Annotated in this window: 27 protein-coding genes; 21 read left to right on the plus strand and 6 right to left on the minus strand. The window is 73.1% G+C overall.

The features are described 5' to 3' along the window. Positions 1 to 27: 27 nt before the first annotated feature. Complete coding sequence (locus IEZ00_RS10930; RefSeq protein ID WP_189223062.1) at positions 28 to 588, plus strand: TetR/AcrR family transcriptional regulator; 561 nt, start codon at positions 28 to 30, stop codon at positions 586 to 588. Between the two features lie 6 nt (positions 589 to 594). On the opposite strand, the gene soxR is transcribed toward IEZ00_RS10930, so the two are convergent. Next, positions 595 to 1,038, minus strand: a complete 444-nt coding sequence (gene soxR, locus IEZ00_RS10935; RefSeq protein WP_244991775.1) for a redox-sensitive transcriptional activator SoxR — start codon at positions 1,036 to 1,038, stop codon at positions 595 to 597. Between the two features lie 72 nt (positions 1,039 to 1,110). Here soxR and IEZ00_RS10940 point away from each other — a divergent pair, with 72 nt between their 5' ends. The 5 genes from IEZ00_RS10940 to priA all read left to right on the plus strand — a co-directional run bounded on the left by IEZ00_RS10940 (position 1,111) and on the right by priA (position 4,868). Continuing rightward, complete coding sequence (locus IEZ00_RS10940; protein ID WP_189223064.1) at positions 1,111 to 1,800, plus strand: thiamine pyrophosphate-binding protein; 690 nt, start codon at positions 1,111 to 1,113, stop codon at positions 1,798 to 1,800. Continuing rightward, positions 1,797 to 2,672, plus strand: coding sequence for a transketolase family protein (locus tag IEZ00_RS10945; RefSeq protein WP_209621747.1), 876 nt, complete (start codon positions 1,797 to 1,799; stop codon positions 2,670 to 2,672). Before IEZ00_RS10940 ends, IEZ00_RS10945 begins: the two co-directional genes overlap by 4 nt. A gap of 130 nt (positions 2,673 to 2,802) precedes the next feature. Further along, positions 2,803 to 3,279, plus strand: a complete 477-nt coding sequence (locus IEZ00_RS10950) for a hypothetical protein (RefSeq protein WP_189223065.1) — start codon at positions 2,803 to 2,805, stop codon at positions 3,277 to 3,279. A 9-nt stretch (positions 3,280 to 3,288) separates the two neighbouring features. Next, positions 3,289 to 3,921, plus strand: coding sequence for an imidazole glycerol phosphate synthase subunit HisH (hisH, locus tag IEZ00_RS10955; protein ID WP_189223066.1), 633 nt, complete (start codon positions 3,289 to 3,291; stop codon positions 3,919 to 3,921). Between the two features lie 212 nt (positions 3,922 to 4,133). After that, a complete protein-coding gene (gene priA, locus IEZ00_RS10960; RefSeq protein WP_189223067.1) occupies positions 4,134 to 4,868 on the plus strand; it encodes a bifunctional 1-(5-phosphoribosyl)-5-((5-phosphoribosylamino)methylideneamino)imidazole-4-carboxamide isomerase/phosphoribosylanthranilate isomerase PriA in 735 nt (244 codons plus the stop codon). Here the strand turns inward: priA and IEZ00_RS10965 are convergent. The 3 genes from IEZ00_RS10965 to IEZ00_RS10975 form a co-directional block, all read right to left on the minus strand. Next, positions 4,831 to 5,559, minus strand: a complete 729-nt coding sequence (locus IEZ00_RS10965) for a Clp protease N-terminal domain-containing protein (RefSeq protein ID WP_189223068.1) — start codon at positions 5,557 to 5,559, stop codon at positions 4,831 to 4,833. The genes priA and IEZ00_RS10965 overlap by 38 nt on opposite strands. A gap of 32 nt (positions 5,560 to 5,591) precedes the next feature. Further along, positions 5,592 to 5,966, minus strand: a complete 375-nt coding sequence (locus IEZ00_RS10970) for a PPOX class F420-dependent oxidoreductase (protein WP_189223069.1) — start codon at positions 5,964 to 5,966, stop codon at positions 5,592 to 5,594. A gap of 71 nt (positions 5,967 to 6,037) precedes the next feature. Further along, entirely contained in the window at positions 6,038 to 6,241 is a 204-nt protein-coding gene (locus IEZ00_RS10975) for a cold-shock protein (RefSeq protein ID WP_189223070.1), read from the minus strand. A 257-nt stretch (positions 6,242 to 6,498) separates the two neighbouring features. Between IEZ00_RS10975 and hisF the strand changes: the two genes are divergently transcribed. The 3 genes from hisF to hisI are packed head-to-tail and all read left to right on the plus strand — an operon-like array spanning position 6,499 to position 7,993. After that, the gene (gene hisF / locus IEZ00_RS10980) at positions 6,499 to 7,272 is read left to right on the plus strand and encodes an imidazole glycerol phosphate synthase subunit HisF (RefSeq protein ID WP_189223071.1); all 774 of its coding nucleotides are present in this window, start codon (positions 6,499 to 6,501) and stop codon (positions 7,270 to 7,272) included. Beyond that, positions 7,269 to 7,640, plus strand: a complete 372-nt coding sequence (locus IEZ00_RS10985) for a hypothetical protein (protein ID WP_189223072.1) — start codon at positions 7,269 to 7,271, stop codon at positions 7,638 to 7,640. Before hisF ends, IEZ00_RS10985 begins: the two co-directional genes overlap by 4 nt. Next, complete coding sequence (gene hisI, locus IEZ00_RS10990) at positions 7,640 to 7,993, plus strand: phosphoribosyl-AMP cyclohydrolase (RefSeq protein WP_189223073.1); 354 nt, start codon at positions 7,640 to 7,642, stop codon at positions 7,991 to 7,993. The genes IEZ00_RS10985 and hisI overlap by 1 nt, the downstream gene beginning before the upstream one ends. Here hisI and IEZ00_RS10995 read toward each other — a convergent pair. Further along, positions 7,948 to 8,583, minus strand: a complete 636-nt coding sequence (locus IEZ00_RS10995) for a TetR/AcrR family transcriptional regulator (RefSeq protein WP_189223074.1) — start codon at positions 8,581 to 8,583, stop codon at positions 7,948 to 7,950. The genes hisI and IEZ00_RS10995 overlap by 46 nt on opposite strands. A 92-nt stretch (positions 8,584 to 8,675) precedes the next feature. Between IEZ00_RS10995 and IEZ00_RS11000 the strand changes: the two genes are divergently transcribed. The 9 genes from IEZ00_RS11000 (at position 8,676) to IEZ00_RS11040 (ending at position 17,734) form a co-directional block, all read left to right on the plus strand. Next, positions 8,676 to 10,265, plus strand: coding sequence for an anthranilate synthase component I (locus IEZ00_RS11000; protein ID WP_189223075.1), 1,590 nt, complete (start codon positions 8,676 to 8,678; stop codon positions 10,263 to 10,265). After that, positions 10,258 to 10,860, plus strand: coding sequence for a Trp biosynthesis-associated membrane protein (locus IEZ00_RS11005; protein WP_229795411.1), 603 nt, complete (start codon positions 10,258 to 10,260; stop codon positions 10,858 to 10,860). Before IEZ00_RS11000 ends, IEZ00_RS11005 begins: the two co-directional genes overlap by 8 nt. A gap of 181 nt (positions 10,861 to 11,041) precedes the next feature. Further along, positions 11,042 to 11,851: an indole-3-glycerol phosphate synthase TrpC gene (trpC, locus tag IEZ00_RS11010; protein WP_189223076.1), complete on the plus strand. Its 810-nt coding sequence runs from the start codon at positions 11,042 to 11,044 to the stop codon at positions 11,849 to 11,851. A 10-nt stretch (positions 11,852 to 11,861) separates the two neighbouring features. Next, positions 11,862 to 13,094, plus strand: coding sequence for a tryptophan synthase subunit beta (gene trpB / locus IEZ00_RS11015; protein ID WP_189223077.1), 1,233 nt, complete (start codon positions 11,862 to 11,864; stop codon positions 13,092 to 13,094). Then, positions 13,091 to 13,876: a tryptophan synthase subunit alpha gene (trpA, locus tag IEZ00_RS11020; RefSeq protein WP_189223078.1), complete on the plus strand. Its 786-nt coding sequence runs from the start codon at positions 13,091 to 13,093 to the stop codon at positions 13,874 to 13,876. Before trpB ends, trpA begins: the two co-directional genes overlap by 4 nt. A 104-nt stretch (positions 13,877 to 13,980) precedes the next feature. Continuing rightward, on the plus strand, positions 13,981 to 14,487 hold the full coding sequence (locus IEZ00_RS11025; RefSeq protein WP_189223079.1) for a Uma2 family endonuclease: 507 nt from the start codon (positions 13,981 to 13,983) through the stop codon (positions 14,485 to 14,487). A gap of 35 nt (positions 14,488 to 14,522) precedes the next feature. Next, positions 14,523 to 15,518, plus strand: coding sequence for a prolipoprotein diacylglyceryl transferase (gene lgt, locus IEZ00_RS11030; protein ID WP_189223080.1), 996 nt, complete (start codon positions 14,523 to 14,525; stop codon positions 15,516 to 15,518). 7 nt (positions 15,519 to 15,525) lie between these two features. Beyond that, positions 15,526 to 16,194 carry a response regulator transcription factor gene (locus IEZ00_RS11035; protein WP_189223081.1) on the plus strand — a complete coding sequence of 223 codons (669 nt, stop codon included), beginning with the start codon at positions 15,526 to 15,528 and terminating at the stop codon, positions 16,192 to 16,194. Positions 16,195 to 16,375: 181 nt separating this feature from the next. Next, positions 16,376 to 17,734 (plus strand): sensor histidine kinase, encoded by a 1,359-nt coding sequence (locus IEZ00_RS11040; protein ID WP_189223082.1) that lies wholly within the window; start codon positions 16,376 to 16,378, stop codon positions 17,732 to 17,734. 45 nt (positions 17,735 to 17,779) lie between these two features. Here the strand turns inward: IEZ00_RS11040 and IEZ00_RS11045 are convergent, their stop codons facing one another. Next, on the minus strand, positions 17,780 to 18,709 hold the full coding sequence (locus tag IEZ00_RS11045) for a TAXI family TRAP transporter solute-binding subunit (RefSeq protein ID WP_229795413.1): 930 nt from the start codon (positions 18,707 to 18,709) through the stop codon (positions 17,780 to 17,782). A gap of 189 nt (positions 18,710 to 18,898) precedes the next feature. On the opposite strand from IEZ00_RS11045, the gene dctA reads away from it, so the two are divergent. The 3 genes from dctA to IEZ00_RS11060 all read left to right on the plus strand — a co-directional run bounded on the left by dctA (position 18,899) and on the right by IEZ00_RS11060 (position 26,678). Further along, on the plus strand, positions 18,899 to 20,251 hold the full coding sequence (gene dctA, locus IEZ00_RS11050) for a C4-dicarboxylate transporter DctA (protein ID WP_189223083.1): 1,353 nt from the start codon (positions 18,899 to 18,901) through the stop codon (positions 20,249 to 20,251). 390 nt (positions 20,252 to 20,641) lie between these two features. After that, a complete protein-coding gene (gene gltB, locus IEZ00_RS11055) occupies positions 20,642 to 25,180 on the plus strand; it encodes a glutamate synthase large subunit (protein WP_189223084.1) in 4,539 nt (1,512 codons plus the stop codon). Next, entirely contained in the window at positions 25,173 to 26,678 is a 1,506-nt protein-coding gene (locus IEZ00_RS11060; RefSeq protein WP_189223085.1) for a glutamate synthase subunit beta, read from the plus strand. Before gltB ends, IEZ00_RS11060 begins: the two co-directional genes overlap by 8 nt. Positions 26,679 to 26,694 lie beyond the last annotated feature (16 nt).

Genomic DNA, 26,694 nt, shown 5'->3' on the forward strand with positions numbered 1-26,694 from the left:
CAGTAGACCCCTGCGTATCGTTGGGGCATGACGACCCGTGAACGCGCGGACGCGGCGCGCAACCGGGCGAAGGTGCTCGCCGCCGCGGAGGTGTTGTTCGCCAGGGGCAATGCGCTGGCGGTCACCATGGAGGACATCGCGCGGGAGGCGGGCGTGGGCCGGGCCACGCTCTACCGCCGCTACCCCGACACCACCTCCGTGGCGCAGGCGTTGCTGGACACCCACGAGGGCGAGCTGAAGGAGCGCATCCTGCGCGGCGCCCCGCCGCTGGGGCCCGGCGCCCCGCCGCCGGACCGGCTGGCGGCGTTCTACCGGGCGATGGTGGAGCTGCTGGAGCGGCACCTGCACCTGGTGCTGGGCGCGGAGACCGGGCGGACCCGGTTCCGCGCGGGCGGTTACGCCTTCTGGCGCAGGCACGTGGAGGTGCTGCTGGAGGCTTCGGGGGTGGCCGCGCCCTCGGCGGTGGTGGACCCGCTGATCGCGCCGCTGGCCCCGGAGGTCTACGAGTACCAGCGCAAGGTGCGCGGCCTGGCGGCGGAGGAGGTGGCGGGCGCCCTCACCTGGCTGGCGCACCGGGTCCTGGGCTGAGGGGCTTCACGTCCCCCCTTCGACGGCGGGTTTGAGCTTGGGCGCGCCGGGCCCGTCGGCGGCCTGCTGGTCGTCGAGGTTGTGCAGCAGGCAGCTGCGCAGCGACAGGCAGCCGCAGCCGATGCAGGAGGTGAGCCGGTCCCGCAACCTGTGCAGCGCGTCGATGCGCGCGTCCAGCTCGGCCTGCCAGCTCTGCGAGAGCCTGCTCCAGTCCGCCTTGGTGGGCGTGCGGTTGTCCGGCAGGGTGGCCAGCGCGGCGTGCACGTCCTCCAGGCTCAGGCCGACCCGCTGCGCGGTGCGGATGAACGCCAGCCTGCGCAGCACGTGCCGGGGGTAGCGGCGCTGGTTGCCCGCGGTCCGCTCGGAGGCGATGAGCCCGCGCTCCTCGTAGAACCGCAGGGCGGTGTGCGGCACCCCGCTGCGCTCGGCGACCTGTCCGATGGTCAACATCTCCGGCAGCTTGCTCACCCGGCCGAGCCTAGCGCTTGACCTCCAGTTAAGTCGAGGTTGTTTCGTGGTGCCATGGCGGTGAAGAGCGAACTGGGGTACGCGGACCTCCCCGCGCTGTTCCGGCGGATGGCCGGGGACGAGAAGCACGAGTGGGCGGCCGCGTCGACCCTGCAGGTGCTGTGGGTGCTCTACGACCGGGTGCTGGACGTGTCGCCGGACCGGGTGAGCGACCCGGACCGGGACCGGTTCCTGCTGTCCAAGGGGCACGGGCCGATGGCCTACTACGCGGTGCTGGCGGCGAAGGGGTTCTTCCCGCCGTCCACTTTGGACGGCTGGACGGGCTGGGACTCGCCCCTGGGGTGGCACCCGGACCGGGTTCTGGTGCCCGGTGTCGAGATCGGCAGCGGCTCGCTGGGGCACGGGATGCCGATCGGTGTCGGCGTGGCGATGGGGTTGCGCCTGCAGGGGCGCCACAAGCCCCGCGTGGTGGTGCTGGTGGGCGACGCGGAGTTGGACGAGGGCAGCAACCACGAGGCCATCGCGCTGGCGGGCAGGTTCGGGCTGGACAACTTCACGGTCGTGGTGGTGGACAACGAGTCCGGCACGCACGGCTGGCCCGGCGGCGTGGCGTCCCGCTTCGCCGTCGAGGGCTGGCAGACGTCCACAGTGGACGGACGGGATCAAGCGGCGCTGTACGAGGCGTTCACGACGCCGCACCCCGGCAAGCCGATGGCGGTGGTGGCGAAGGTGGTGGACCGATGACGATGCGGCAGGTGTTCGCGGACACCGTGCAGGACGTGATGCGGACGGACCCGCGGGTCGCGGTGGTGCTGGCGGAGATCTCCAGGGACGCCTTCGCCCCGTCCGACCGCGTGATCAACGTGGGCATCCGGGAGCAGGCGATGGTCGGCGTGGGCAGCGGCCTGGCGCTGAGCGGTCTGCGACCGGTGCTGCACACCTACGCGCCGTTCCTGGTGGAGCGGCCGTTCGAGCAGATCAAGCTCGACTTCGGCCACCAGGACGTGGGCGGCGTGCTGGTCAGCGTCGGCGCCTCCTACGACGACCCGGCGCTGGGCAGGACGCACCAGGCGCCCGGCGACGTGGCGCTGCTGGACACCCTGCCCGGATGGGTGGTCCACGTGCCGGGGCACCGCGACGAGGTCGGGCCGATCGTGCGCGCGGCGCTGGCCAGGCGGGACCGGACCTACATCCGGCTCTCGCTGCGCGAGAACGCCGGACCGCACCCGGTGGTCGAGGGGTTCACCGAGGTGCGGTCCGGCAGGCGCGGCGTCGTGCTGGCGGTCGGCCCGGTGCTGACCGCGGTGCTGGAGGCGACCGCCGGGATGGACCTGCGGGTGCTGTACGCGACCACGATCCGCCCGTTCGACGCGCGCGGCCTGCGGGCGGGCCTGGGCGACACCGGTGACGTGCTGCTGGTCGAGCCGTACCTGGAGGGCACCTCCAGCCACCTGGTCGCCGAGGCGCTGGTCGACCTCCCGCACCGGCTGCGCGCCCTGGGCGTGCGGCGCGAGGCCGAGCTGCGCGCCTACGGCACCGCGGAGGACCACGACTCCGCGCACGAGCTCGACGTCGTCGGCATCGCCACCGCCGCCCGCGGGCACTTCCGGCTCTGACGCCGCCCTCACCCGCCTCGCGCGTTCGGCCCGCGAACGCGCGAGGCGAACCCCACAGGCGTCCCCCTGTCCGGTGCCTGGCCCGCCCCCGGTCCGGCGGCCCCCCGGTGTCCCAGGGCATGATGCGCCCGTGACCGTGCCCAGAACCCTGATCTGGACCTCAGCGCCCACCGCGGAGTTGCAGCTGGCCCTGCACCGGGCCCAGGCGGGTCCCGCCGCCCTGGTCCCGGTGACCTCGGGCACCGTCCTGCTGCCGCGCCGCGGCATCGCGTTCTCCGCCGCCACCCGCCTGGCCGAGCAGTGCAGGCAGGTCGGCGACGCGGCCGTCGTGCTGCGCTGGAACCACGCCGCCGAGCTGTGGACCGACGGCGAGCGCGCAGGCCGCCGCGGCCCGGCCCGGCGGCTGGCCCCGCTGACCACCTGGTGGCGGCTCAAGCCCGTCGAACGCCCCCACGAGCTGCCCCGCGACGCGTGCGAGGTGAAGGACCTGGTGGACGAGGGCCGGGCGGACACCTGGGTCGGCGCGCTGCCCAGGGGCACCGCTCACCCGATCAACACCGTGCTGCCCGTCGTCCCGGTGACGCAGGGCGGGGCTCCGTTGGCCTAACCTGGTGGGGTGGCACGAGTCGTCGTACTGGACTACGGATCAGGCAACCTCCGCTCCGCCGAACGCGCGCTCCAGCGGGTCGGCGCGGACGTGGAGGTGACCGCCGACCACCGTGCGGCGCTGGAGGCGGACGGCCTGCTGGTGCCCGGCGTGGGCGCCTACGCGGCCTGCATGGCGGGCCTGAACGAGGTCAAGGGCGGCCGGGTCATCGGCGAGCGCCTGGCGGGCGGGCGGCCGGTGCTGGGCATCTGCGTCGGGATGCAGATCCTGTTCGAGCGCGGCATCGAGCACGGCGTGCTCACCGAGGGCTGCGGCGAGTGGCCGGGCACGGTCGAGCGGCTGGACGCGCCGATCGTGCCGCACATGGGCTGGAACACCGTCCAGGTGCCCGAGGGGTCGAGGCTGTTCGCGGGCCTGCCCGCCGACACCCGGTTCTACTTCGTGCACTCCTACGGGGTGCGCCGGTGGGAGCTGGAGGAGTCCTCGCACATCCGGCCCCCGCTGGTCACCTGGTCCGAGCACGCGGGCGACCGGTTCGTCGCGGCGGTGGAGAACGGTCCCCTGTGGGCCACCCAGTTCCACCCGGAGAAGTCCGGCGACGCCGGTGCCCACCTGCTGGAGAACTGGCTCAAGAGCTTCTGACCCGCCACCCGCCCATGGGCCGGTCGCCCCGCGAGTCGCGCGTTCGGACACCACGAACCGAGCGTGCGCGCACCCCGACCCCGTGTTCGGCCACCTCGGGTAGTAGTTACCGGCCCTGTCGACCCCGTCGGGTAGTACTTGCCGACGCATTGTGGGGGCCGCGTCGGGTGGTGGTTACCGGTCTTCCCGGCCCCGTCCACTAGGCTGAAGGCGTGACTTTCACGCTGCTCCCGGCCGTTGACGTGGCCGATGGCAAGGCCGTCCGGCTCGTGCAGGGCGAGGCCGGTACCGAGACCTCCTACGGCGCCCCGCTGGACGCGGCGCTGGCCTGGCAGCGCGACGGCGCCGACTGGGTCCACCTGGTGGACCTGGACGCCGCTTTCGGTCGCGGCAGCAACCGCGAGCTGCTGGCCGAGGTGGTCGGGCGGCTGGACGTCCAGGTCGAGCTGTCCGGCGGCATCCGCGACGACGAGTCGCTGGCCGCCGCGCTGGCCACCGGCTGCGCGCGGGTCAACCTCGGCACCGCAGCGCTGGAGGACCCGGCGTGGTGCGCGAAGGTGGTGGCCGAGCACGGCGACAAGATCGCGGTCGGGCTGGACGTGCGGATCACCGAGCAGGGCCACCGGCTGGCCGCGCGCGGCTGGACGCAGGACGGCGGCGACCTGTGGGAGGTGCTGGAGCGGTTGGACCGCGACGGCTGCGCCCGCTACGTGGTCACCGACGTGAGCAAGGACGGCACGCTGCGGGGTCCGAACGTGGAGCTGCTGCGCGAGGTGTGCGCCCGCACCGACGCGCCGGTGATCGCCTCCGGCGGGGTGTCGAGCGTGGCCGACCTGGTGGCGCTGGCCGCGCTGGCGCGTGACGGCGTGGAGGGCGCGATCGTGGGCAAGGCCCTGTACGCGGGCGCTTTCACGCTCCCGGAAGCGCTGGCCGCGGTGCGCGGCTGATCGCCGCGGAGATCTCGGCCACGACGTGGGCCTCGGCGGCCGGGTGGGTGACGCCGGTGGCGGCCAGCACCCGAGCCGCGGTGCCCTCGCTCTCGGCCAGCAGGCCCAGCAGGACGTGCTCGGTGCCGACGAACCGGTGGCCCAGCCGCAGCGCCTCGCGCACCGCCAGTTCCAGCGCCTTCTTGCAGTGCGCGCTGAACGGCTGGGGGTCGGGGCGCTGCTTGCTGGTGGTGTCCAGCTCGTGCAGCAGCGCCAGCCGGGTGGTGCCCTCGGCGGCTTCCAGCGCGGCGATCGTCCTGGCACCCAGGCCGCCGGACTCGTCGAGCACGCCGAGCAGCAGGTGCTCGGTGCCGATGCGCTCGCTGAACCGCGCGTGGTGGCGGGCCAGGACGACGACGCGGCGCGCGCGTTCGGTGTAGCGGTCCAGCGAAGGTTTCCCCAGATCGGGTGACTCGCGGGGGACGAACCGCTTCTGCGCGGCCTGCTTGGTCACGCCGATGCTCTCGCCGATGTCGGTCCACGACGCCCCGGCGCGGCGGGCTTCGTCGACGAAGTGGCCGATCAGGTGGTCGCCGAGCTCGCCGAGCTGCGCGCTCAGCTCCACCGCCGCGCTCAGCCTGCCCAGCACGTCGGGCCGCTCGACGGCGACGGTGACGATGAGGTCGGTGAGCTGGACCGGCGCGGTGACCATTCGTCAACCCTAGGTTGACGAATGACGGCGGGTCAACCCTGGGTTGACGGCACGATCTCGATGCCGATCGACCCGTTCCTGCCGCGGCGCAGCCTGCTGCCCAGCAGCGTCACCCGGCCCACGACGCCGTACTTGCGGGCGATCAGCCCGCGCACCCGGTCGCTGCCGGCCTCGTCGAGCAGTCGCGCCCGCGCGGGCACCTGCTCCCCGGTCGGGTTGCCCCGGAGGTCGCACGGCCCGACCAGCACCTCGCCGCTGCGCCGGATGCGCTTGACCTTGCCCGCCCCGGTGGCCGACCAGGCGTAGAGGGTTCCGCCCTCGGCGACCACCCACACCGGGGTGGGCACGGCGTCGCCGTTCTTGCGGAACGTGGTCAGCAGCAGGTACTTGCCCTCTCCCAAGCTCATGCCGGAACGCTAGCCGGAAAAGGCGAAGGGCCCCGCTCCGGGGAGCGGGGCCCTTCGACGACGAGGACGTGTCAGATGACCGACACGTTGGTGGCCTGCGGGCCCTTCTGGCCCTGGCCGATGTCGAAGCTCACGCGCTGGTTCTCCTCCAGGCTGCGGTAGCCGCCGCTCTGGATCTCCGAGTAGTGCACGAACACGTCCGCGCCGCCACCCTCGGGGGAGATGAAGCCGAAGCCCTTCTCCGAGTTGAACCACTTCACGGTGCCCTGAGCCATTTTTTCTCCTCTAACGGGTTCTGGTGGGAGCGGGTGCGCCCACTGCGGCCGGCCCAAGTCGGGGACTCCACCGGCGAACCTGGAGGAGAAACCACACGCTCGAAACACGTTTCGCGAGCGTGGATGACACGAACACAAAACCTAACGACCACGACTAGCTAACCACATCCGGCCGCGATCGCCAAACGGACCGGTCGGAGGTCGCCGAGAACCGCCTGCCGGAGGGCTTCGGCCAGCGGTTCCGTAGGCTTGGCCGCATGTCAGTAGCGGTGCGCGTGATCCCCTGCCTGGACGTGGACCGGGGCCGGGTGGTCAAGGGGGTCAACTTCACCAACCTGGTGGACGCGGGCGACCCGGTGGAGCTGGCCAAGCTCTACGACGCCGAGGGCGCCGACGAGCTGACCTTCCTGGACGTCACCGCTTCCTCCAGCGACCGCGAGACGACCTTCGACGTGGTCCGCCGCACCGCCGAGCAGGTGTTCATCCCGCTGACCGTGGGCGGCGGCGTGCGCACCGCGGAGGACGTGGACAAGCTGCTGCGCTCGGGCGCGGACAAGGTCAGCGTCAACACCGCCGCGATCGCCCGCCCGGAGCTGCTGGGCGAGCTGTCCCGGCGGTTCGGCGCGCAGTGCATCGTGCTGTCGGTGGACGCCCGCCGGGTTCCGGCGGGCGAGCGGCCCACGGCCAGCGGCTTCGAGGTGACCACGCACGGCGGGCGCAGGGGCACCGGCATCGACGCGGTCGAGTGGGCCGCCAGGGGTCAGGAGCTGGGCGTCGGCGAGATCCTGCTCAACTCGATGGACGCCGACGGCACCAAGGTCGGGTTCGACCTGGAGCTGATCCGCCGGGTCCGCGCGGTGGTGGACGTGCCGCTGATCGCCAGCGGCGGCGCGGGCGCGGTGGAGCACTTCCCGCCCGCGGTGGCCGAGGGCGCGGACGCGGTGCTGGCCGCCAGCGTGTTCCACTTCGGCACGCTGCGCATCGGCGAGGTCAAGAAGTGCCTGCGCGACGCGGGCGTGGAGGTCCGTTGAGGCCGCGCGCCAAGGACACCCCCGAGATCCACCTGGCCTGCCTGCTCGGGGCGCTGTGCGCGACGGGTTTCCTGCTGGTCGGCGTGGTGCAGTGGCAGGTCGAGTCGGACAGCTCGTGGATCCGGTTCCCGGCGCTGGTGGCGGTGCTGGAGCTGCTGGTGGTCGCGGGCCTGGCCACCGGTGTGCGCCAGGCCAGGCCCGCGGGCCTGGCGGTGTTCGCGCTGGGCGCGCTGGCCCACCTGCTGACCGTGCTGGGCCAGGGGCCGGTGTGGCTGCGCGTGGTGGCCGCGCTGCTGTCGGCCCTGCACGTCTTCGTGGTCGTGCTGCTCAACACCAAGCCCGCCCGCGAGCACTTCGGAGGACGATGATGAGCGACGCGCTGGACCCGGCGATCGCCGCCAAGCTCAAGCGCAACGCCGACGGGCTGGTGTGCGCGGTGGCGCAGCAGCGCGGCACCGGTGAGGTGCTGATGGTGGCCTGGATGGACGACGAGGCGCTGCACCGCACGCTGAGCACCCGCCGCGCGACCTACTTCTCGCGCAGCAGGCAGCGGCTGTGGGTCAAGGGCGAGACCTCCGGGCACACCCAGTACGTGCACGAGGTGCGGCTGGACTGCGACGGCGACACGCTGCTGCTGGTGGTCGACCAGACCGGCGCCGCCTGCCACACCGGCGATCACACCTGCTTCGACGGCACCGTGCTGATGTCCCCGGTCAAGTAGCGCTGGAGGGTGGGGCCCACCGCGGCCACCAGGGTCTCCACCTCGGCGGAGACCAGCGGCTCGAACGAGACCACGTAGCGCACCATGCCCATGCCCACGATCTGGCTGGCGCACAGCGCGGCGCGCAGCTCGGGCCGGTCCACGTCCAGGGTGCCGACCACCCGCTTGAGCACCACCTGCAGGAACAGCTCCCGGAGCACCCGCGCCACCTGCTCGTGGGCGGTGACGCTGCGCACCAGGGCGGCGAAGCTGCCGCCGCCGCTGGTGTCCCACACCGTGAGGAACATCCGCGCGATCCGCTCGCCGAGCTGCTCGCGCGGCCCGTCCAGCACCCGCTCGACCAGCTCGCCGGGGTCGACCGGGAACTGCAGCACGGCCTTGGCGAACAGCCCCTCCTTGCCGCCGAACCAGTGGTTGACCATGGCCGCGTCCACGCCCGCGCGCGCGGCGATGACCCGCACGGTGGCGCCGTCGTAGCCGCGTTCGACGAACACCTCCCGCGCCGCCTCCAGCAGTGCCGCCTTGGTGTCCTCGCCGCCCGCGCGACGTCCTCGGCGCTTGGGCGCGGCTCGTTCGGTGCTGTGCTCCACCCCACCATGATGAGCACCACGCGAAAAAATTCCAACAGACGCTGAAAACCGGCGGTTGGGAGTCGCCGAGGGCAGCCGGGCACAATGGCCGCATGGTGAGCGTGATCGGTGCAGGTGCGGGGCTGGGCGAGGTCAGCCCGACGCGCGAGGAGTTCCGCGAACTCGCCGCGCAGCGGCGGGTGATCCCGGTGGTGCGCAGGCTGCTCGCGGACGAGGAGACGCCGGTCGGTCTGTACCGGAAGCTGGCCGCGGACCGGCCGGGCACGTTCCTGCTGGAGTCGGCCGAGAACGGCCGCTCCTGGTCGCGCTGGTCGTTCGTGGGCGTGCGGTGCGCGGGCTCGCTGACCGCCACCGGCGGCGAGGCGTACTGGACCGGCGCGCACCCGGTGGGCCTGCCCGAGGGCGGCGACCCGCTGGCGGCGCTGCGCGAGACCATCGAGGTGCTGCGCACCGACCCGCTGCCCGGCCTGCCCCCGCTCACCGGCGGCATGGTCGGCTACATCGGCTACGACGCGGTGCGCAGGCTGGAGCGGCTGCCCTCGCTGGCCGAGGACGACCTGGGCGTGCCCGAGCTGGTGATGATGCTGGCCGTGGACCTGGCCGCGCTGGACCACCACGAGGGCACCGTCACGCTGATCGCCAACGCGATCAACTGGGACGACTCGGCGGAGCGGGTGGACGCCGCCTACGACGACGCGGTGGCCAGGCTGGACCGGATGGCCGCGGACCTGGACAACCCGGCGCCGCCCACCGTGGCCGTGTTCTCCCGGCCCGAGCCGCGCTTCGTCCGCCGCCGCTCGCGGCAGGAGCACACCGCGGCGGTGGAGAAGGCCAAGGAGGCCATCCGCGCGGGCGAGGCGTTCCAGGTCGTGCTCTCGCAGCGGTTCGAGATGCCCAACGCCGCGGACCCGCTGGACATCTACCGCGTGCTGCGCACCTCCAACCCCAGCCCGTACATGTACCTGCTGCGGCTGGACGGCTTCGACATCGTCGGGTGCAGCCCCGAGTCGCTGGTGACCGTGCGGGACGGCAAGGCCACCACGCACCCGATCGCGGGCACCCGGTGGCGCGGCGTGGACGACGAGGAAGACGCCCTGCTGGAGAAGGACCTGCTGGCCGACCACAAGGAGCGCGCCGAGCACCTGATGCTGGTCGACCTGGGGCGCAACGACCTGGGCCGGGTGTGCAAGCCGGGCTCGGTGACCGTGGTCGACTTCTTCAAGGTCGAGCGGTACAGCCACGTGATGCACATCGTGTCCACGGTCAGCGGCGAGCTGGCCGAGGGCCGCACCGCGTTCGACGCGGTGGCCGCGTGCTTCCCGGCGGGCACGCTGTCCGGCGCGCCCAAACCGCGCGCGATGGAGCTGATCGAGGAGCTGGAGCCGACCCGGCGCGGCCTCTACGGCGGTGTGGTGGGCTACCTGGACTTCGCGGGCGACGCGGACACCGCCATCGCCATCCGCACCGCACTGGTGCGCGACGGCGTGGCCTACGTCCAGGCAGGCGGCGGCATCGTGGCCGACTCGGACCCGCTGGCCGAGGACAACGAGTGCCTGAACAAGGCGGGCGCGGTGCTCTCGGCGATCGCGACCGCGCAGACCATGGCCCCGGCCGCGCGTTCGGCAGCGGATTCGGCAGCGGATTCGGCAGTGGACTCGGGGGTGGGCTCGGCCCGTGTCTGACCGGGAACCCGAAGCTCGTCCCGAAGCCGAGTCCGCGCCCGCTCCGGTGCCACCGGACGTGCCCCCCGACGTGCCTGAGGACTCGCCTGCCGAGCGCGACCGGCGCGCGCGGCGGCGTCCGCTGTGGATCGTGGTCTGCCTGCTGCTCCTCGGGGCGGTCGCGCTGTGGGGCGCCTCCGCGATGACCTGGGTGCGCGGCGCGGACGGGCGGCCGTCGTCCACCGCCGCGCTGACCGGCGGGCAGGCGGCGCCCGCGCTGGTGCCGCTGGCGCTGCTGTGCGCCGCCGCCATCGCCGCCGTGGTGGCGCTGGGCGGCTGGGTCCGGCGGCTGCTGGGCGTGGTGGTGCTGGGCGCGGGCGCGGCCACCGCCGCGGTGACCCTCGGCGCCGAGGGCGCGCTCGCGGCGCGCGGCGTGGCGCTGCTGGGCGCGCTGCTCGTGCTCGGCGCGGGTGGGCTGCTGGTGGTCCGCGGCGCGGCCATGCCGAAGCTGGGCGGCGGCTACCAGACGCCCGGCGCGGCCAAGCGGTCCGCCGATCCCGACCGGGAGCTGTGGAACGCGCTGGAGCGCGGGGACGATCCCACGGAGGGGGACTGACGTGCCGCACGTTTGCGCACGTCGGCTCGAGAGGGCCCCGATCATCAGCGCGGACGCCACCACCCGGTGGCCGGGACGGGGTGCCTGCGGGGTTAGCATCCTCGTGGCGGGAAGGGGAGCATGACGTGCGGGAGCTTGCGACCGAACCAGGAAGGGCCGCGGACACGGGCGAGGTGTTCGGATGACCGTTCTCGAGTCGATCATCGAAGGCGTTCGTGAGGACCTCGCCGCGCGCGAGGCGCAGTTGCCTTTCGAGGCGCTCAGGGAGCGGGCGGCGAAGGTGCCCCCGCCGCAGGACGTGCTGTCGATCCTGCGCGGGCCGGGGGTCGGGGTGATCGCCGAGGTCAAGCGGCGCAGCCCGTCGAAGGGGCAGTTGGCGGACATCCCGGAGCCCGCGGAGCTGGCGGCGGCCTACGAGGCGGGCGGCGCGCGGGTGATCAGCGTGCTGACCGAGCAGCGCCGCTTCGGCGGGTCGCTGGCGGACTTCGACGCGGTGCGCGCGGCGGTGAGCGTCCCGCTGCTGCGCAAGGACTTCATCGTCAGCCCGTACCAGGTGCACGAGGCGCGCCTGCACGGCGCGGACATGGTGCTGCTGATCGTGGCGGCGCTGGAGCAGAACGCCCTGGTCTCGCTGCTGGACCGGGTCGAGTCGCTGGGCATGACGGCGCTGGTCGAGGTGCACACGGCCGAGGAGGCCGACCGGGCGCTGGAGGCCGGGGCGAGCGTCATCGGGGTGAACGCCCGCAACCTGCACACCCTGGAAGTGGACAAGGACGTGTTCGGCCGCATCGCGCCCGGACTGCCCTTCGACACCATCAAGATCGCCGAGTCCGGGGTGTCCGGGCCGGGCGACCTGATGGCGTACGCGGGGGCGGGCGCGGACGCGGTGCTGGTCGGCGAGAGCCTGGTCACGAGCGGCGACCCCAAGGTCGCGGTGAACAAGCTGGTGACGGCGGGGTCGCACCCCGCGTGCCCCCGGCCGAGTCGGTAAGGAGAGCGCCATGTCGCGCGGCCAGTTGGCTCCGACGCCCCACGACCCCGACGATCGGGGTCACTTCGGGCCGTGGGGTGGCCGGTTCATGCCGGAAGCGCTCATCGCCGCGGTGGACGAGCTGGCCGCCTTCTACGAGAAGGCGCGCGTCGACCCGGACTTCCTCGACGAGTTCTCCCGGCTGCTGCGCGACTACGCGGGCCGCCCGTCGCTGCTCACCGAGGCGAAGAAGTTCGCCGAGCACGCGGGCGGCGCGCGGGTGTTCCTCAAGCGCGAGGACCTCAACCACACCGGCTCGCACAAGATCAACAACGTGCTGGGCCAGGCGCTGCTGACCAAGCGGATGGGCAAGAAGCGGGTCATCGCCGAGACCGGCGCGGGCCAGCACGGCGTGGCCACGGCCACCGCGTGCGCGCTGATGGGCCTGGACTGCGTCATCTACATGGGCGAGGTCGACACCCAGCGGCAGGCGCTCAACGTGGCCCGGATGCGGCTGCTGGGCGCCGAGGTCATCCCGGTGACCACCGGGGCGCGCACGCTCAAGGACGCGATCAACGAGGCGCTGCGGGACTGGGTGGCCAACGTCGAGGACACCCACTACCTGCTGGGCACCGCGGCCGGGCCGCACCCGTTCCCGGTGCTGGTGCGCGACTTCCACCGGGTCATCGGGGTGGAGGCCCGGCAGCAGCTCCTGGAGCAGGCCGGGCGGCTGCCGGACGTGGTCGTCGCGTGCGTGGGCGGCGGGTCCAACGCCATCGGCATCTTCCACGGCTTCATCGACGACCCGTCGGTGCGCCTGGTGGGCATCGAGCCCGGCGGCGACGGCCTGGACAGCGGGCGCCACGGCGCGACGCTGACCGCGGGCACGCCCGGTTCGCTGCACGGCGCGATGTCCTACCTGCTGCAGGACGAGGACGGCCAGGTCACCGAGGCGCACTCCATCTCGGCGGGCCTGGACTACCCCGGCGTCGGCCCGGAGCACTCGCACCTGAAGGACACCGGCCGCGCCGAGTACTGGCCCGCCACCGACGCGGAGGCGATGGAGGCGTTCGCGCTGCTGTCGCGCACCGAGGGCATCATCCCGGCGATCGAGTCCTCGCACGCGCTCGCGGGCGCGCTCAAGATCGGGCGCGAGCTGGGGCCGGAGGGGCTGATCGTGGTCAACCTGTCCGGTCGCGGCGACAAGGACATGGACACCGCGATCAACTGGTTCGGGCTCGGCGTTCGGGAGGATCGGGCATGAGCAGGCTGGAAGGCGTGTTCGCGCGCTGCCGCGAGGAGTCGCGGGCGGCGCTGATCGGCTACCTGCCCGCCGGGTTCCCCACCGTGGAGGGCTCCAAGGACGTCCTGCGCACCATGGTCGAGGCGGGCTGCGACGTGGTGGAGGTCGGGCTGCCGTTCTCCGACCCGGTGATGGACGGGCCGACCATCCAGCGGGCCGCCGAGCGGGCGCTGCGCGGCGGGTTCCGGGTCCGGGACCTGTTCGGCGTGGTGGAGTCGGTGGCCGAGGCGGGCGGCAAGGCCGTGGTGATGACGTACTGGAACCCGGTGCTGCGCTACGGCGTGGACGCGTTCGCGCGCGACCTGGCCGCGGCGGGCGGGCTCGGGCTGATCACCCCGGACCTGGTGCCGGACGAGGCGCTGGAGTGGATCTCCGCATCCGAGGCGCACGATCTGGACCGGATCTTCCTGGTCGCGCCGTCCTCGACCGAGGAGCGGATCGACCTGACCGCGCGGTCCTCGCGCGGGTTCCTCTACGCGACCTCGGTGATGGGCGTGACCGGGGCGCGGGACGTGGTCTCCACCGCGGCCCCCGCGCTGGTGCGGCGGGTGCGCGAGCACACCGACATGCCGGTGGGCGTGGGGCTGGGCGTGCGCAACGGGGCGCAGGCGGCCGAGCTGGCCGCGTTCGCCGACGGGGTGATCGTCGGCTCGGCGTTCGTCTCGGCCGTCGACACCGACTCGGTGGCCGCGCTGACCGAGGAGCTGGCCCAGGGCGTCCGCGCCGTCCCCACCCCCGCCTGACCCACCCGCGAGTCGCCCCCCCGGTCGACTCGATCAGGTGAACTGGTGGCCGCAGGGCCGCTCGAACCCCCGGAACTGTCGGTGGTGATCGCGAAGCTGGCCGCATGAACCAGCTCGTGCACGACATCATGACCAGGTACCGCTCGCAGCGGGTCGAGTGCGTCGACGGGACGCTCGTCGTGAGAGCCCTCGGCACCACCGGCCACCAGCGACTGCTCCTGCGCTGCGCCGCGGCACTGCGCGCCGCCTGCCCACCGGGTTGGGAGGCCCTGGTCGCGGTCGGCGTCCACCTCGCGCCCGGCAGGCTGGTCATCCCCGATTTCACCGTCAACCGCCTCGCCGGGGACGGCACCGCGCTCGCCGCGGAGGACGTGGTGCTGGCGGGCGAAGTGCTGTCCCCGGACACGCAGGTCGTCGACCGCACCCTCAAGCACCCGCTCTACGCCGCGGCCGGGGTGCCGTACCACCTGGTCGTCGACCCGTCCGAAGCCGAGGTCGCGGCGGCGCTGTTCGAGCTGGAGGCGGCCGAGTACGTCGAGATCGCGCGCGGTGAGGGTGGTGTCATCGAGCTCCCGCGACCCTTCCCGGTAACAATCGAGCTGTCGCCTTAGCCCGCTCCCGCCCACCCACTACGGTGGATGCCGTGGTGACGACTTACCTCGCGACGATCCCCAGTCCGGACCAGGGCGTGTGGCAGCTGGGCCCGGTCCCGCTGCGGGCCTACGCGCTGTGCATCATCGCGGGCATCATCGTGGCGATCTGGTGGGGCGAGCGCCGCTGGGTGGCGCGCGGCGGCGAGAAGGGGGCGGTCACCGACATCGCCGTCTTCGCGGTGCCGTTCGGCCTGGTCGGCGGCAGGCTCTACCACGTGGCCACGGACTACGACAAGTACTTCGGGGCCGGGCGCGACCCGCTGGACGCGCTGGCCATCTGGAACGGCGGCCTCGGCATCTGGGGCGCCATCGCGCTGGGTGGCGTGGGCGCGTGGATCGGCTGCCGCCGCCGCGGCATCCCGCTGCCCGCGATGGCCGACGCGCTGGCGCCGGGCATCGTCACCGCGCAGGCCATCGGCCGCCTGGGCAACTACTTCAACCAGGAGCTCTACGGCGGTCCCACCACGCTGCCGTGGGGCCTGGAGATCTACGAGCGGGTCGACCCGGCCACCGGCCTCAAGGACGACCTGGCGGGCGTGGCGCTGGACCACACGCCGATCGCGATCGTGCACCCCACGTTCCTCTACGAGCTGCTGTGGAACCTGGGCGTGGCGCTGCTGATCGTCTGGGCCGACCGGAAGTTCCGGCTCGGGCACGGACGGGTCTTCGCGCTCTACGTCGCCGGGTACACCGCGGGCCGGTTCTGGATCGAGCTGATGCGCACCGACCCGGCCACCCAGGTGTTCGGGCTGCGGATCAACGTCATCACCTCGGTAGTGGTCTTCCTCGGCGCGGTCGTGTACTTCGTGCTGGCCGCGCGCCGGGGCGAGCGGGAGGTCATCGAGCCGCCCGCGAAGCCGGAGTCGGAGTCGGACGCGGAGTCGGAAGGGGAGTCGGCGGGGGCCGAGCGGGACACCACCACCGTCCCGGCGGCCGAGGTGAAGGCCGAGCGGACCGGCACCGAGGTCGGCGACAAGCCGGACGAGTGAGCCCGCCGTGCGCATCCTCGTCGTCGAAGATGACGACCGGGTGGCGCGTGGTCTGCTCATCGCCCTCCGGCACGCGGGCTACGAGGTCCACCGGGTCGGCACGGCCGCTGCCGCGCTGACCGCCCCGGCCGCCGACGTCGTGCTGCTGGACCTGGGCCTGCCCGACAAGGACGGCTTGGACGTGCTGCGCGAGCTGCGCCACCGGCCGGGCACCGCGGTGATCGCGGTGACCGCGCGGGGCGAGGAGCGGGAGCGGGTGCTGGGCCTGCGCGCGGGCGCGGACGACTACGTGGTCAAGCCGTTCGGCACCGCGGAGCTGCTGGCCCGCATCGAGGCCGTGCTGCGGCGCACCCGCAACGCCCGCGCGGGCACCGGCGCGGGGGAGACCCTGTCGCTGGGGCCGCTGGAGCTGGACGAGGCCACCCGCGAAGCGCGCGTCGACGGCGTCCCGGTGGCGCTGACCCGCAAGGAGTTCGACCTGCTCGCCCTGCTGGTGCGGCGGGCGGGCGCAGTGGTCAGCCGTGACCTGATCGTGGACCAGGTGTGGCAGGCGCACTGGGAGGCGCCGTCGCGCACCCTGGACACCCACATCGCCGCGCTGCGCGGCAAGCTCGGCGACGCGGTGCGGATCGAGACCATCCGCGGCGTGGGCTACCGGGTGGCGGCCGGGGCCTGACGCGGATCGGCTCACCGGGGGTGGGGCACGCCCGCCACGGGGCGACCTGCCGGAACGTCCGGCAACCGGTCACCTCGACCCGTCCGGTCCGGGGCGCTCCCGCGTGTCATCATCGTCGAACCCCTGTCCGCGCGGGTCCGGTCCGCGCAGTGGGGACACGCCCCACCCCGGCGAGGTTGCCGTGCTCCGCAGACTGCTGGTCCTGTTCGTGCCGCTGCTGGTGACGCTGGTGGCGGCGCTGGGCGTGCCGCTGGCGTTCGCGGTGGTGCAGCGGGAGAGCCAGCAGACCTACCTGGACCGGCTGGGCGACGCGGCCCGGTTCGCCTCGCTGGCGGAGAACGCGCTGGCCTCGGGCAGGCTGACCGCGCTGGCCGACGAGCTGGTGCGCTACGACCGGCTCTACGGCATCGCCGCCGCGCTGATCGGCACCGACGGGCGGGTGGTGGCCGGGTCGCGGCAGGAGTTCGAGCTGGGCGAGGACGCGGTGCGGCGGGGCCTGGACGCGGCGTTCGGCGGCTACCGGGGCGACCACACGCCCGCGGTGTGGCCGTGGGAGGACGTCGACATGGTGGTGGTCGAGCCGGTGGGGCGGGACAGCGAGGTGGTGGCCGCGGTGGTCACCATCTCGCCGACCGAGCGGCTGCGCGCGGAGGTGGTGCGGCAGTGGGGCGTGCTGGCGCTGCTGGGCCTGGTGCCGCTGCTGGGCGTGGTGGCCGTGGCCTGGCCGATGTCGCGCTGGGTGCTGCGGCCGGTGCGCACCCTGGACGAGGCGACCGCGGCGGTCGCGCAGGGCGAGCTGGACGCGCGGGCCGACGAGGTGGGCGGTCCGCCGGAGCTGCGCAGGTTGGCCGCGTCGTTCAACGCCATGGTGGACGTGGTGGGCCGGGCGCTGCGCAGGCAGCGGGAGTTCGTCGCGGACGCCTCCCACCAGCTGCGCAACCCGCTGGCCAGCCTGCGGCTGGCGGTGGACAACCTGGCCCCGCACGTGTCCGGCGAGCTGGGCCGGGAGGCGCAGCGGATCGCCGCGGACGAGGCCGAGGAGATGGGCCGGGTGCTCGACGCGCTGCTGGCCGCGACCCGGCTGGACAGCGCGTCGGCGGCCGAGCCGGTGGAGCTGAACGGCCTGCTGGCCGCGCACGCGCCCGGCTGGCGGGCGCTGGCGGGCGGGATCGCGCTGGAGGTCGAGGTGCCGCCGGGGCTGCGCGTGCTGGCGCCGCCGGGCGGGCTGGGCAGCGTGCTCGACGAGCTGGTGGGCAACGCGGTCCGGCTGTCCGGGGCGACCCGCGTGCGGGTGTGGGGGCGCGCCGGGGAGGGCGGTGTGGTCGAGCTGCACGTGACCGACGACGGCGTGGGGCTGGACGAGCACGAGCGGGTGGAGGCGCTGCGCCGGTTCTGGCGGTCCCCCCGGCACCAGAACACCCCCGGCACCGGGCTGGGCCTGGCCATCTGCGCCGAGCTGGTCGCCTCGGCGGGTGGGGAGCTGGAGCTGCGCCCGGCGCGGCCGCACGGCGTGGACGCGGTGGTCCGCCTGAACACCTGACGCGGGCACCCGACCTCAGCGCTTCCGGTCTCAGCGCTTCCGGTCTCAGCGCTTCACCGAGCGGAACCAGCGCTCGGCGCCCTTGTGCAGGGGCACCTGACCGGTGGCGATGCCGGTGCGCACGTTGATCCGGCTGGCCTCCTGGTGCCGCGCGGCGATGCGGGCGGACTCGGTGAACACCGTCCTGGTCACCACCTCCACCACGGCCGGGTCCAGCGCGGAGCGGGCCAGCAGCAGGTTGGGCACGGCGAAGGTGCGGCACGGGGGCAGCGGCCGGTAGGTGGTGGCCGGGATGGTCGCGGGCACGTACAGGCCGGGATAGGCGTCGGCCAGCGCCTCGGCCTCCTGGGGCAGGTCGACCAGCCGGGGCGGGGTCGGCCCGAGCAGGTCGCTGACCGCCGGGGTGGGGATGCCGGTCAGCGCCAGCAGTGCGTCGATCGAGCCCGCCGCGAGCTGCCGGGCGGCCTCCGCGTGCGCCATGCGCAGCGCTTGGACCCGCACGCCCAGCAGGTCCAGCAGCCGGGTGGCGGTGAACTCGGTGCCGGACTCCACCGGCCCGAGCGACACCCGCAGCCCGGCCAGGTCGGCCAGCCGCCGCACCGGCGACCCGGACGGGACCACCACGTGCAGGAAGCTGTCGTAGAGCCTGCCGACGGCGCTGATGCCGCCGGGGTCCTCGGCGCTGAGCAGCGCGCCCGCCAGCGGGTCCAGCGAGGACAGTCCCAAGTGGACCTGCCCTTCCTGCAGCAGCCTGGCGTTCTCCACCGAGGCTCCGGTCTGCCTGGTCACCACGCGGGTCTCGGGCAGCTGGTCGGCCAGCGCCGAGGCCAGCGCCGCGCCGATCTCCCGGAACACCGCGCCGTCGGGTCCGGTGGCCAGCACCAGCTCCGCGGGGGCGGGCGGGTCGCCGCCGGTGCAGCCGGGTACCCCCGCCGCGAGCGCGGCGAGCAGCACCGCACGCCTGCTCAGGTCCACCAGCGCAGGGTAATCCGGTGAACCCGGCCGAGCGGGCGGGGTGACCCGCCCGTGAACGCGGCGTTACGTCAGAGGGATCTGAAGTTTCCGCCGCCCGGCTTGTCCGGGACGCGCGCCGTGCTCAAGCTCACCCCGGCAACCCCACCGTCGCGGCCCCTAGGAGGAGACGTGGTCACCGCGGAAACGCGTGTGCGCAAACCGATCTACAAGCACCTCTACTTCTGGGTGCTGGTGTCGATCGTGCTCGGCGTCGTGGTGGGCTACGTGTTCCCGGCGCAGGCGTCGGGGATGAAGTGGCTCGCCGACCTGTTCGTGAACCTGGTCAAGGTGGTCATCGCGCCGACCATCTTCTGCACCGTCGTGGTCGGCATCGCGGGCCTGGGCAATCTGGCCAAGGCGGGCGGCCTGGCGCTGCGGACCATCCTGTACTTCACCGCGATGACCACGTTGGCGCTGGCCATCGGCCTGATCGTGGTCAACCTGGTGCAGCCGGGCCACCAGGGCCCGAGCATCCCGATCAACGACGACGCCGCGGAGAAGACGCTGGCCGACGCCAAGACGGCGGAGACCGGCGTCACCGGCTTCATCCTGAGCCTGGTGCCCAAGTCCTTCCTCAGCGCCTTCACCGACGGGCAGCTGATCCAGGTGCTCGTGGTGGCCATCCTGGTCGCGGTGGCCGTGGCGGGCATGGGCAAGCGCGGCGAGCGCGTGGTGTCCGCGCTGGACACCGTGGCCAAGGTGATGTTCGGCGTCATCAAGATCGTCATGTACGCGGCGCCGATCGGCGCGTTCGGCGGCATCGCCTACACCATCGGCAAGTTCGGCGGCTCGATCCTGGGCAAGCTGGCCTGGCTGATGGGCTCGTTCTACGCGACCTGCCTGCTGTTCGTCTTCGTGGTGCTGGGCGGCGTGGCGCTCTACGCCGGGTTCAACATCCTGAAGTTCCTGCGCTACATCAAGGACGAGCTGCTGATCGTGCTGGGCACCTCCTCCAGCGAGTCGGTGCTGCCCAGGATGCTGGTCAAGCTGGAGGCCGCGGGCGCGGGCAAGTCGGTGGTGGGCCTGACCATCCCGACCGGCTACTCGTTCAACCTCGACGGCACCTGCATCTACCTGACCATGGGCGCGATCTTCATCGCCCAGGCCACCGGCCACGACGTCAGCCTGGCCACCCAGGTGGGGCTGCTGCTGTTCATGCTGCTGGCCAGCAAGGGCGCGGCGGGCGTGACCGGCGCCGGCCTGGTCACCCTGGCCGCCTCGCTGCAGGCGTTCGAGGCCAACAGCGCCATCCCGGCGGTCGGCATCGCGCTGATCGTGGGCATCGACCGGTTCATGTCCGAGGCGCGGGCCATCACCAACGTCATCGGCAACGGCGTCGGCTCGCTGGTGGTGGCCCGCTGGCAGGGCCAGCTGGACCGGGAGCGGCTGCGGGAGGTCCTGGACGACCCGGACAGCGTCGACGTCGACCACCTGCTGGACCGCCAGCACGGTGACGACCCGGAGGACGTCGAGCGGGAAGCCGTGGGGGCGGGCGCTCGCTAAAAATTCACCCGTACGGGTACCTCAGTCGGGGTGACCCGACCCTGGGCCCCGCTCCCCGCCGCACACCGCGGCCGGGGGCGGGGCCCAGCCGTGTGACCTGCGACGCAGCCGGTGCCGACGGCTGTCGCCAAGCTCTCACCGGAGCGCGCACCGGCCGTCGCTCGGTTATGCTTAACAACGCGTAACAACGTCAGGCGCAATGTCGCTCCAGCTCCCCCAATCGTTACGCTTCCATGACCTGGATCACCCATTGGATGGTGTCTCCTGGTTTCGCGACTGTTAAAGTCGCGTCAACACGCGGGCCACCGTCGTCCCGTGCCCAGAAGCCGGAAACTCAGCACTGAGCACGAGGACTCGTTCTCTCGGAGGACGACGAAGGAGGTCTGCGCAGTGATCTTCTCCGCCATCCCGTCCCCGCAGGGGCTCTACGACCCGCGTGCGGAGCGCGATGCCTGCGGTGTGGCGATGGTCGCCGACATCCAGGGCCGCCGCTCCCACTCGATCGTGGTGGACGCGCTGACCGCGTTGGCGAACTTGGAACACCGCGGCGCCGCCGGTGCGGAGCCGACCAGCGGCGATGGCGCCGGAATCCTGCTGCAGCTGCCCGACGAGTTCCTCCGGGGCGTCGTCGGGTTCGACCTGCCGGAGCGCGACGGGTACGCGGCGGGCATCGCCTTCCTGCCCGCCGAGCCGCAGGAGCGCGCCAAGGCCGTCGAGCTGGCCGAGCGCGTGGCCGCCGAGGAGGGCCTGCGGGTGCTGGGCTGGCGCGACGTGCCGGTCGACCCCGACGGCGCGGACATCGGCCCCACCGCCCGCTCGGTCATGCCGCACTTCGCCATGCTGTTCGTCGCGGGCGAGCGCGGCGAGACCGGCCTCGACCTGGACCGCGTGGTGTTCTGCCTGCGCAAGCGGGTCGAGCGGGAGAGCACGGCCGCGGGCGCGGGCACGTACTTCCCGTCGCTGTCCGCGCGCACCCTGGTCTACAAGGGGATGCTGACCACCGGCCAGCTGCCCGCGTTCTTCCCCGACCTGCGCGACCAGCGGCTGGCCAGCGCCATCGCCCTGGTGCACTCCCGGTTCTCCACCAACACCTTCCCGTCGTGGCCGCTGGCGCACCCGTTCCGGTTCGTCGCGCACAACGGCGAGATCAACACCGTGCGCGGCAACCGCAACCGGATGCGCGCCCGCGAGGCGCTGCTGGCCTCGAAGGTCATCCCCGGCGACCTGACCCGGCTGTTCCCCATCTGCGACCCGGACGGCTCGGACTCGGCCTCCTTCGACGAGGTGCTGGAGCTGCTGCACCTGGGCGGGCGCAGCCTGCCGCACGCGGTGCTGATGATGATCCCCGAGGCGTGGGAGAACCACGCCTCGATGGACCCCAAGCGCCGCGCGTTCTACGAGTTCCACGCCAGCCTGATGGAGCCGTGGGACGGCCCGGCCTGCGTCACCTTCACCGACGGCTCCCTGGTCGGCGCGGTGCTGGACCGCAACGGCCTGCGCCCGGCCCGCTGGTGGCAGACCGCCGACGGCCGCGTGGTGCTGGCCAGCGAGACCGGCGTGCTGGACGTGCCGCCGGACCAGGTGGTGGCCAAGGGCCGCCTCACGCCGGGCCGGATGTTCCTGGTCGACACCGCCGAGGGGCGGATCATCGACGACGAGGAGATCAAGTCCCAGCTCGCGGGCGAGCTGCCCTACGACGAGTGGCTGCACGCGGGCCTGCTGGAGCTGGCCGACCTGGCCGACCGCGAGCACGTGGTGCAGAGCCACGCCTCGGTGGTGCGCCGCCAGCTCACCTTCGGCTACACCGAGGAGGAGCTGCGCGTCCTGCTCGGGCCGATGGCGGTCAACGGCGCGGAGCCGCTGGGCTCCATGGGCACCGACACCCCGGTGGCCGCGCTGTCGCAGCGCTCCCGGCTGCTCTACGACTACTTCGCGCAGACCTTCGCGCAGGTGACCAACCCGCCGCTGGACGCGATCCGCGAGGAGATCGTCACCTCCGTCTCGCGCGTGATGGGGCCGGAGCAGAACCTGCTGGAGCCAGGTGCCGCCTCGTGCAGGCACATCAAGCTGACCTACCCGGTCATCGACAACGACGAGCTGGCCAAGCTCATCCACATCAACGACGACGGCGACCTGCCCGGCTTCGCCTGCACCGTCCTGAGTGGACTGTACGAGGTGGACGGTGGCGGCGCGGCGCTGGCCGAGGCGATCGAGCGGGTGCGCCGCGAGGCCTCCGAGGCCATCGCGGCGGGCGCGCGCACGCTGGTGCTCTCCGACCGCGACTCCGATCACCGCATGGCGCCGATCCCGTCGCTGCTGCTGGTCTCCGCGGTGCACCACCACCTGGTGCGCACCAAGGAGCGGCTGCGTGTGGCGCTGGTGGTGGAGACCGGTGACGCCCGCGAGGTGCACCACGTGGCCGCGCTGCTGAGCTACGGCGCCGCCGCGGTGAACCCCTACCTGGCCTTCGAGACCATCGAGGACCTGATCAGCCAGGGCGCGATCACCGGCATCGAGCCGCGCAAGGCGATCCGCAACTACGTCACCGCCCTGGTCAAGGGCGTGCTGAAGATCATGTCCAAGATGGGCATCTCCACGGTCGGCGCCTACACCGCCGCCCAGGTCTTCGAGGCCGTCGGCCTGTCCAAGGAGCTGCTGGACGAGTACTTCACCGGCACCGTGTCCAAGCTCGGCGGCGCCGGGCTGGACGTGCTGGCCGAGGAGGTCGCGCTGCGGCACCGCCGCGCGCACCCGGACAACCCGACCGACCGCGTGCACCGGCGGCTGGAGGTCGGCGGCGAGTACGCCTACCGCCGCGAGGGTGAGCTGCACCTGTTCACCCCGGAGACGGTGTTCCTGCTCCAGCACGCCTCCCGCACCCGCAAGGCCGAGGTCTACAAGCGCTACACCGACGAGGTGGAGCGGCTGGCCAGGCAGGGCGGCACGCTGCGCGGCCTGTTCTCCTTCCGCACCGAGGGCCGCGCGCCGATCCCGGTCGAGGAGGTCGAGCCGGTCAGCTCGATCGTCAAGCGGTTCAACACCGGCGCCATGTCCTACGGCTCGATCTCGGCCGAGGCGCACGAGACCCTGGCCATCGCGATGAACCGGCTGGGCGGCCGGTCCAACAGCGGCGAGGGCGGCGAGGACCCCGAGCGCCTGTACGACCCGCAGCGCCGCTCCGCGGTCAAGCAGGTCGCCTCCGGCCGGTTCGGCGTCACCAGCGAGTACCTGGTCAACGCCAGCGACATCCAGATCAAGATGGCGCAGGGCGCCAAGCCCGGCGAGGGCGGCCAGCTGCCCGGCTACAAGGTCTACCCGTGGATCGCGCGCACCCGGCACTCCACGCCGGGCGTCGGCCTGATCTCGCCGCCGCCGCACCACGACATCTACTCGATCGAGGACCTGGCGCAGCTCATCCACGACCTGAAGAACGCCAACGAGCAGGCCCGCGTGCACGTCAAGCTGGTCAGCGAGGTCGGCGTCGGCACGGTCGCGGCGGGCGTGGCCAAGGCGCACGCGGACGTGGTGCTGATCTCCGGCCACGACGGCGGCACCGGCGCCTCCCCGCTCAACTCGCTCAAGCACGCGGGCACGCCGTGGGAGATCGGCCTGGCCGAGACCCAGCAGACGCTGCTGCTCAACGGGTTGCGCGACCGCATCACCGTGCAGGTCGACGGCGCGCTGCGCACCGGCCGCGACGTGGTGGTGGCCGCGCTGCTGGGCGCGGAGGAGTTCGGCTTCGCCACCGCGCCGCTGATCGTCGCGGGCTGCGTGATGATGCGGGTCTGCCACCTGGACACCTGCCCGGTGGGCGTGGCCACGCAGAACCCGGAGCTGCGCAAGCGCTACACCGGCCAGGCCGAGCACGTGGTGAACTTCTTCGAGTTCGTCGCGCAGGAGGTCCGGGAGCTGCTGGCGCAGCTGGGTTTCCGCTCCATCGACGAGGCCGTCGGGCACGCGGAGCTGCTGGAGACCGACACCGCGATCGAGCACTGGAAGGCGGGCGGGCTGGACCTGACGCCGGTGTTCACCGTGCCCGAGACGCCCTACCCCACGGCCAAGCGCAAGGTCCGCGACCAGGAGCACGGCCTGGAGCAGGCCCTGGACCGCACGCTCATCCAGCTCGCCGAGGCGGCGCTGGAGGACGCCCACCCGCTGCGGCTGGAACTGCCGGTGCGCAACGTCAACCGCACCGTGGGCACGCTGCTGGGCGCGGAGGTCACCCGCCGCTTCGGCGGTGACGGCCTGCCCGACGACACCATCCACGTGACGCTGACCGGCTCGGCCGGGCAGTCGCTGGGCGCGTTCGTGCCCCGCGGCATCACGCTGGAGATGATCGGCGACGCCAACGACTACGTCGGCAAGGGCCTGTCCGGCGGCCGGATCGTGGTGCGCCCGCACCCCGACGCGCCGTTCGCGGCCGAGCGGCAGGTCATCGCGGGCAACGTCATCGGCTACGGCGCGACCGGCGGGGAGATCTTCCTGCGCGGCCGGGTCGGCGAGCGGTTCTGCGTGCGCAACTCCGGCGCGCTGGCCGTGGCCGAGGGCGTCGGCGACCACGCCTTCGAGTACATGACCGGCGGTCGCGCCGTGGTGCTCGGGCCGACCGGTCGCAACCTCGCCGCGGGCATGTCCGGCGGCATCGCGTACGTGCTCGACCTGGACCCGTCCTCGGTCAACCAGGACATGGTCCAGCTGCAGCGGCCCAGCGCGGAAGACCTGCGCTGGCTGCGCGAGGTGGTGGAGCGCCACCACCAGCTCACCGGATCGGCGGTGGCCGCGTCGCTGCTCGGCGACTGGCCCCGGCGTTCCGCCGCGTTCACCAAGGTCATGCCCGGTGACTACCAGCGCGTGCTCGAAGCGATGAGGCTCGCCCGCGCGGAAGGCAGGGACGTCGACCAGGCGATCATGGAGGCTTCTCGTGGCTGACCCGTACGGTTTCCTCAAGCACACCCGCGCCGAGGCCAAGAAGCGCCCGGTCGCCGAGCGGGTCGCCGACTGGAACGAGGTCTACCTCGACCTCGACCAGCAGACCCGCGACAGCGAGGTGCGCACCCAGGCCACCCGCTGCATGGACTGCGGCATCCCGTTCTGCCACTCCGGTTCCGCCGGTTGCCCGCTGGGCAACCTGATCCCGGAGTGGAACGACCTGGTGCGCCGCGGCGACTGGGAGCTGGCCAGCGAGCGCTTGCACGCGACCAACAACTTCCCCGAGTTCACCGGCAGGCTGTGCCCCGCGCCGTGCGAGGCGGCGTGCGTGCTGGCCATCACGCCGGACGCCGGGGGCGCGGTCGCGATCAAGCGGGTCGAGCAGACCATCGCGGACGTGTCCTGGGAGCAGGGGCTCGTGCGGCCCACCCAGGCGCAGGTGTCCTCGGGCCGCAAGGTCGCCGTGGTCGGCTCCGGCCCGGCGGGCCTGGCGGCGGCGCAGCAGCTGACCCGCGCGGGCCACGAGGTCACGGTGTTCGAGCGCGACGACCGCCTCGGCGGGCTGCTGCGCTACGGCATCCCCGAGTTCAAGATGGAGAAGAAGGTCCTGGACCGGCGGCTGGCGCAGCTCCGCAAGGAGGGCACCAAGTTCGTCACCGGCTGCGAGGTCGGCGTGGACCTGACCGTGGAGCAGTTGCGCGAGCGGTTCGACGCGGTGGTGCTGGCGGTCGGCGCGCTGCGCGGCCGGGACGACACCACCACGCCGGGGCGGTCGCTGAAGGGCGTCCACCTGGCGATGGAGCACCTGGTGCCCGCCAACCGCGCCTGCGAGGGCGACGGCCCCGCCGGGATCGACGCGGCGGGCAAGCACGTGGTGATCATCGGCGGCGGCGACACCGGCGCGGACTGCTACGGCACCGCCGCCCGCCAGGGCGCGGCGTCGATCGTGCAGCTCGACCAGTACCCGCAGCCGCCGTCGCAGCGCGACGACGCGCGGTCCCCGTGGCCGGTGTGGCCGTGGGTGCTGCGCACCTACCCGGCCCACGAGGAGGCGGGCGAGCGCCGCTTCGCCGTGGCGGTGGAGGAGTTCGTCGGCGACGAGGACGGCCACGTGCGGCAGATCAAGCTGCGCAAGGTGCGCGTGGAGAAGGACGCCTCGGGCCGCCGCAAGGTGGTGCCCATGTCCGAGGAGGTCGAGCTGCTGCCCGCGGACCTGGTGCTGCTGGCGATCGGCTTCGAGGGCGTGGAGCACATGCCGCTGCTCGACGGCCTGGGCATCCCGCTGACCTCGCGCGGCACCATCTCGTGCGGCTCGGACTGGCAGACCACCGCGCCCGGCGTGTTCGTCTGCGGCGACGCCCACCGCGGCGCGTCGCTGGTGGTGTGGGCCATCGCGGAGGGCCGCTCGGTGGCCAACGCCGTGGACACCTACCTCACCGGCTCGTCGGACCTGCCCTCGCCGGTCATCCCCAACCAGCTGCCGCTCGCGGTGGTCTGACCGGTTCCCCTGACCA

The sequence above is a fragment of the Saccharothrix coeruleofusca genome, assembly GCF_014648515.1.
GTDB lineage: Bacteria > Actinomycetota > Actinomycetes > Mycobacteriales > Pseudonocardiaceae > Actinosynnema > Actinosynnema coeruleofuscum.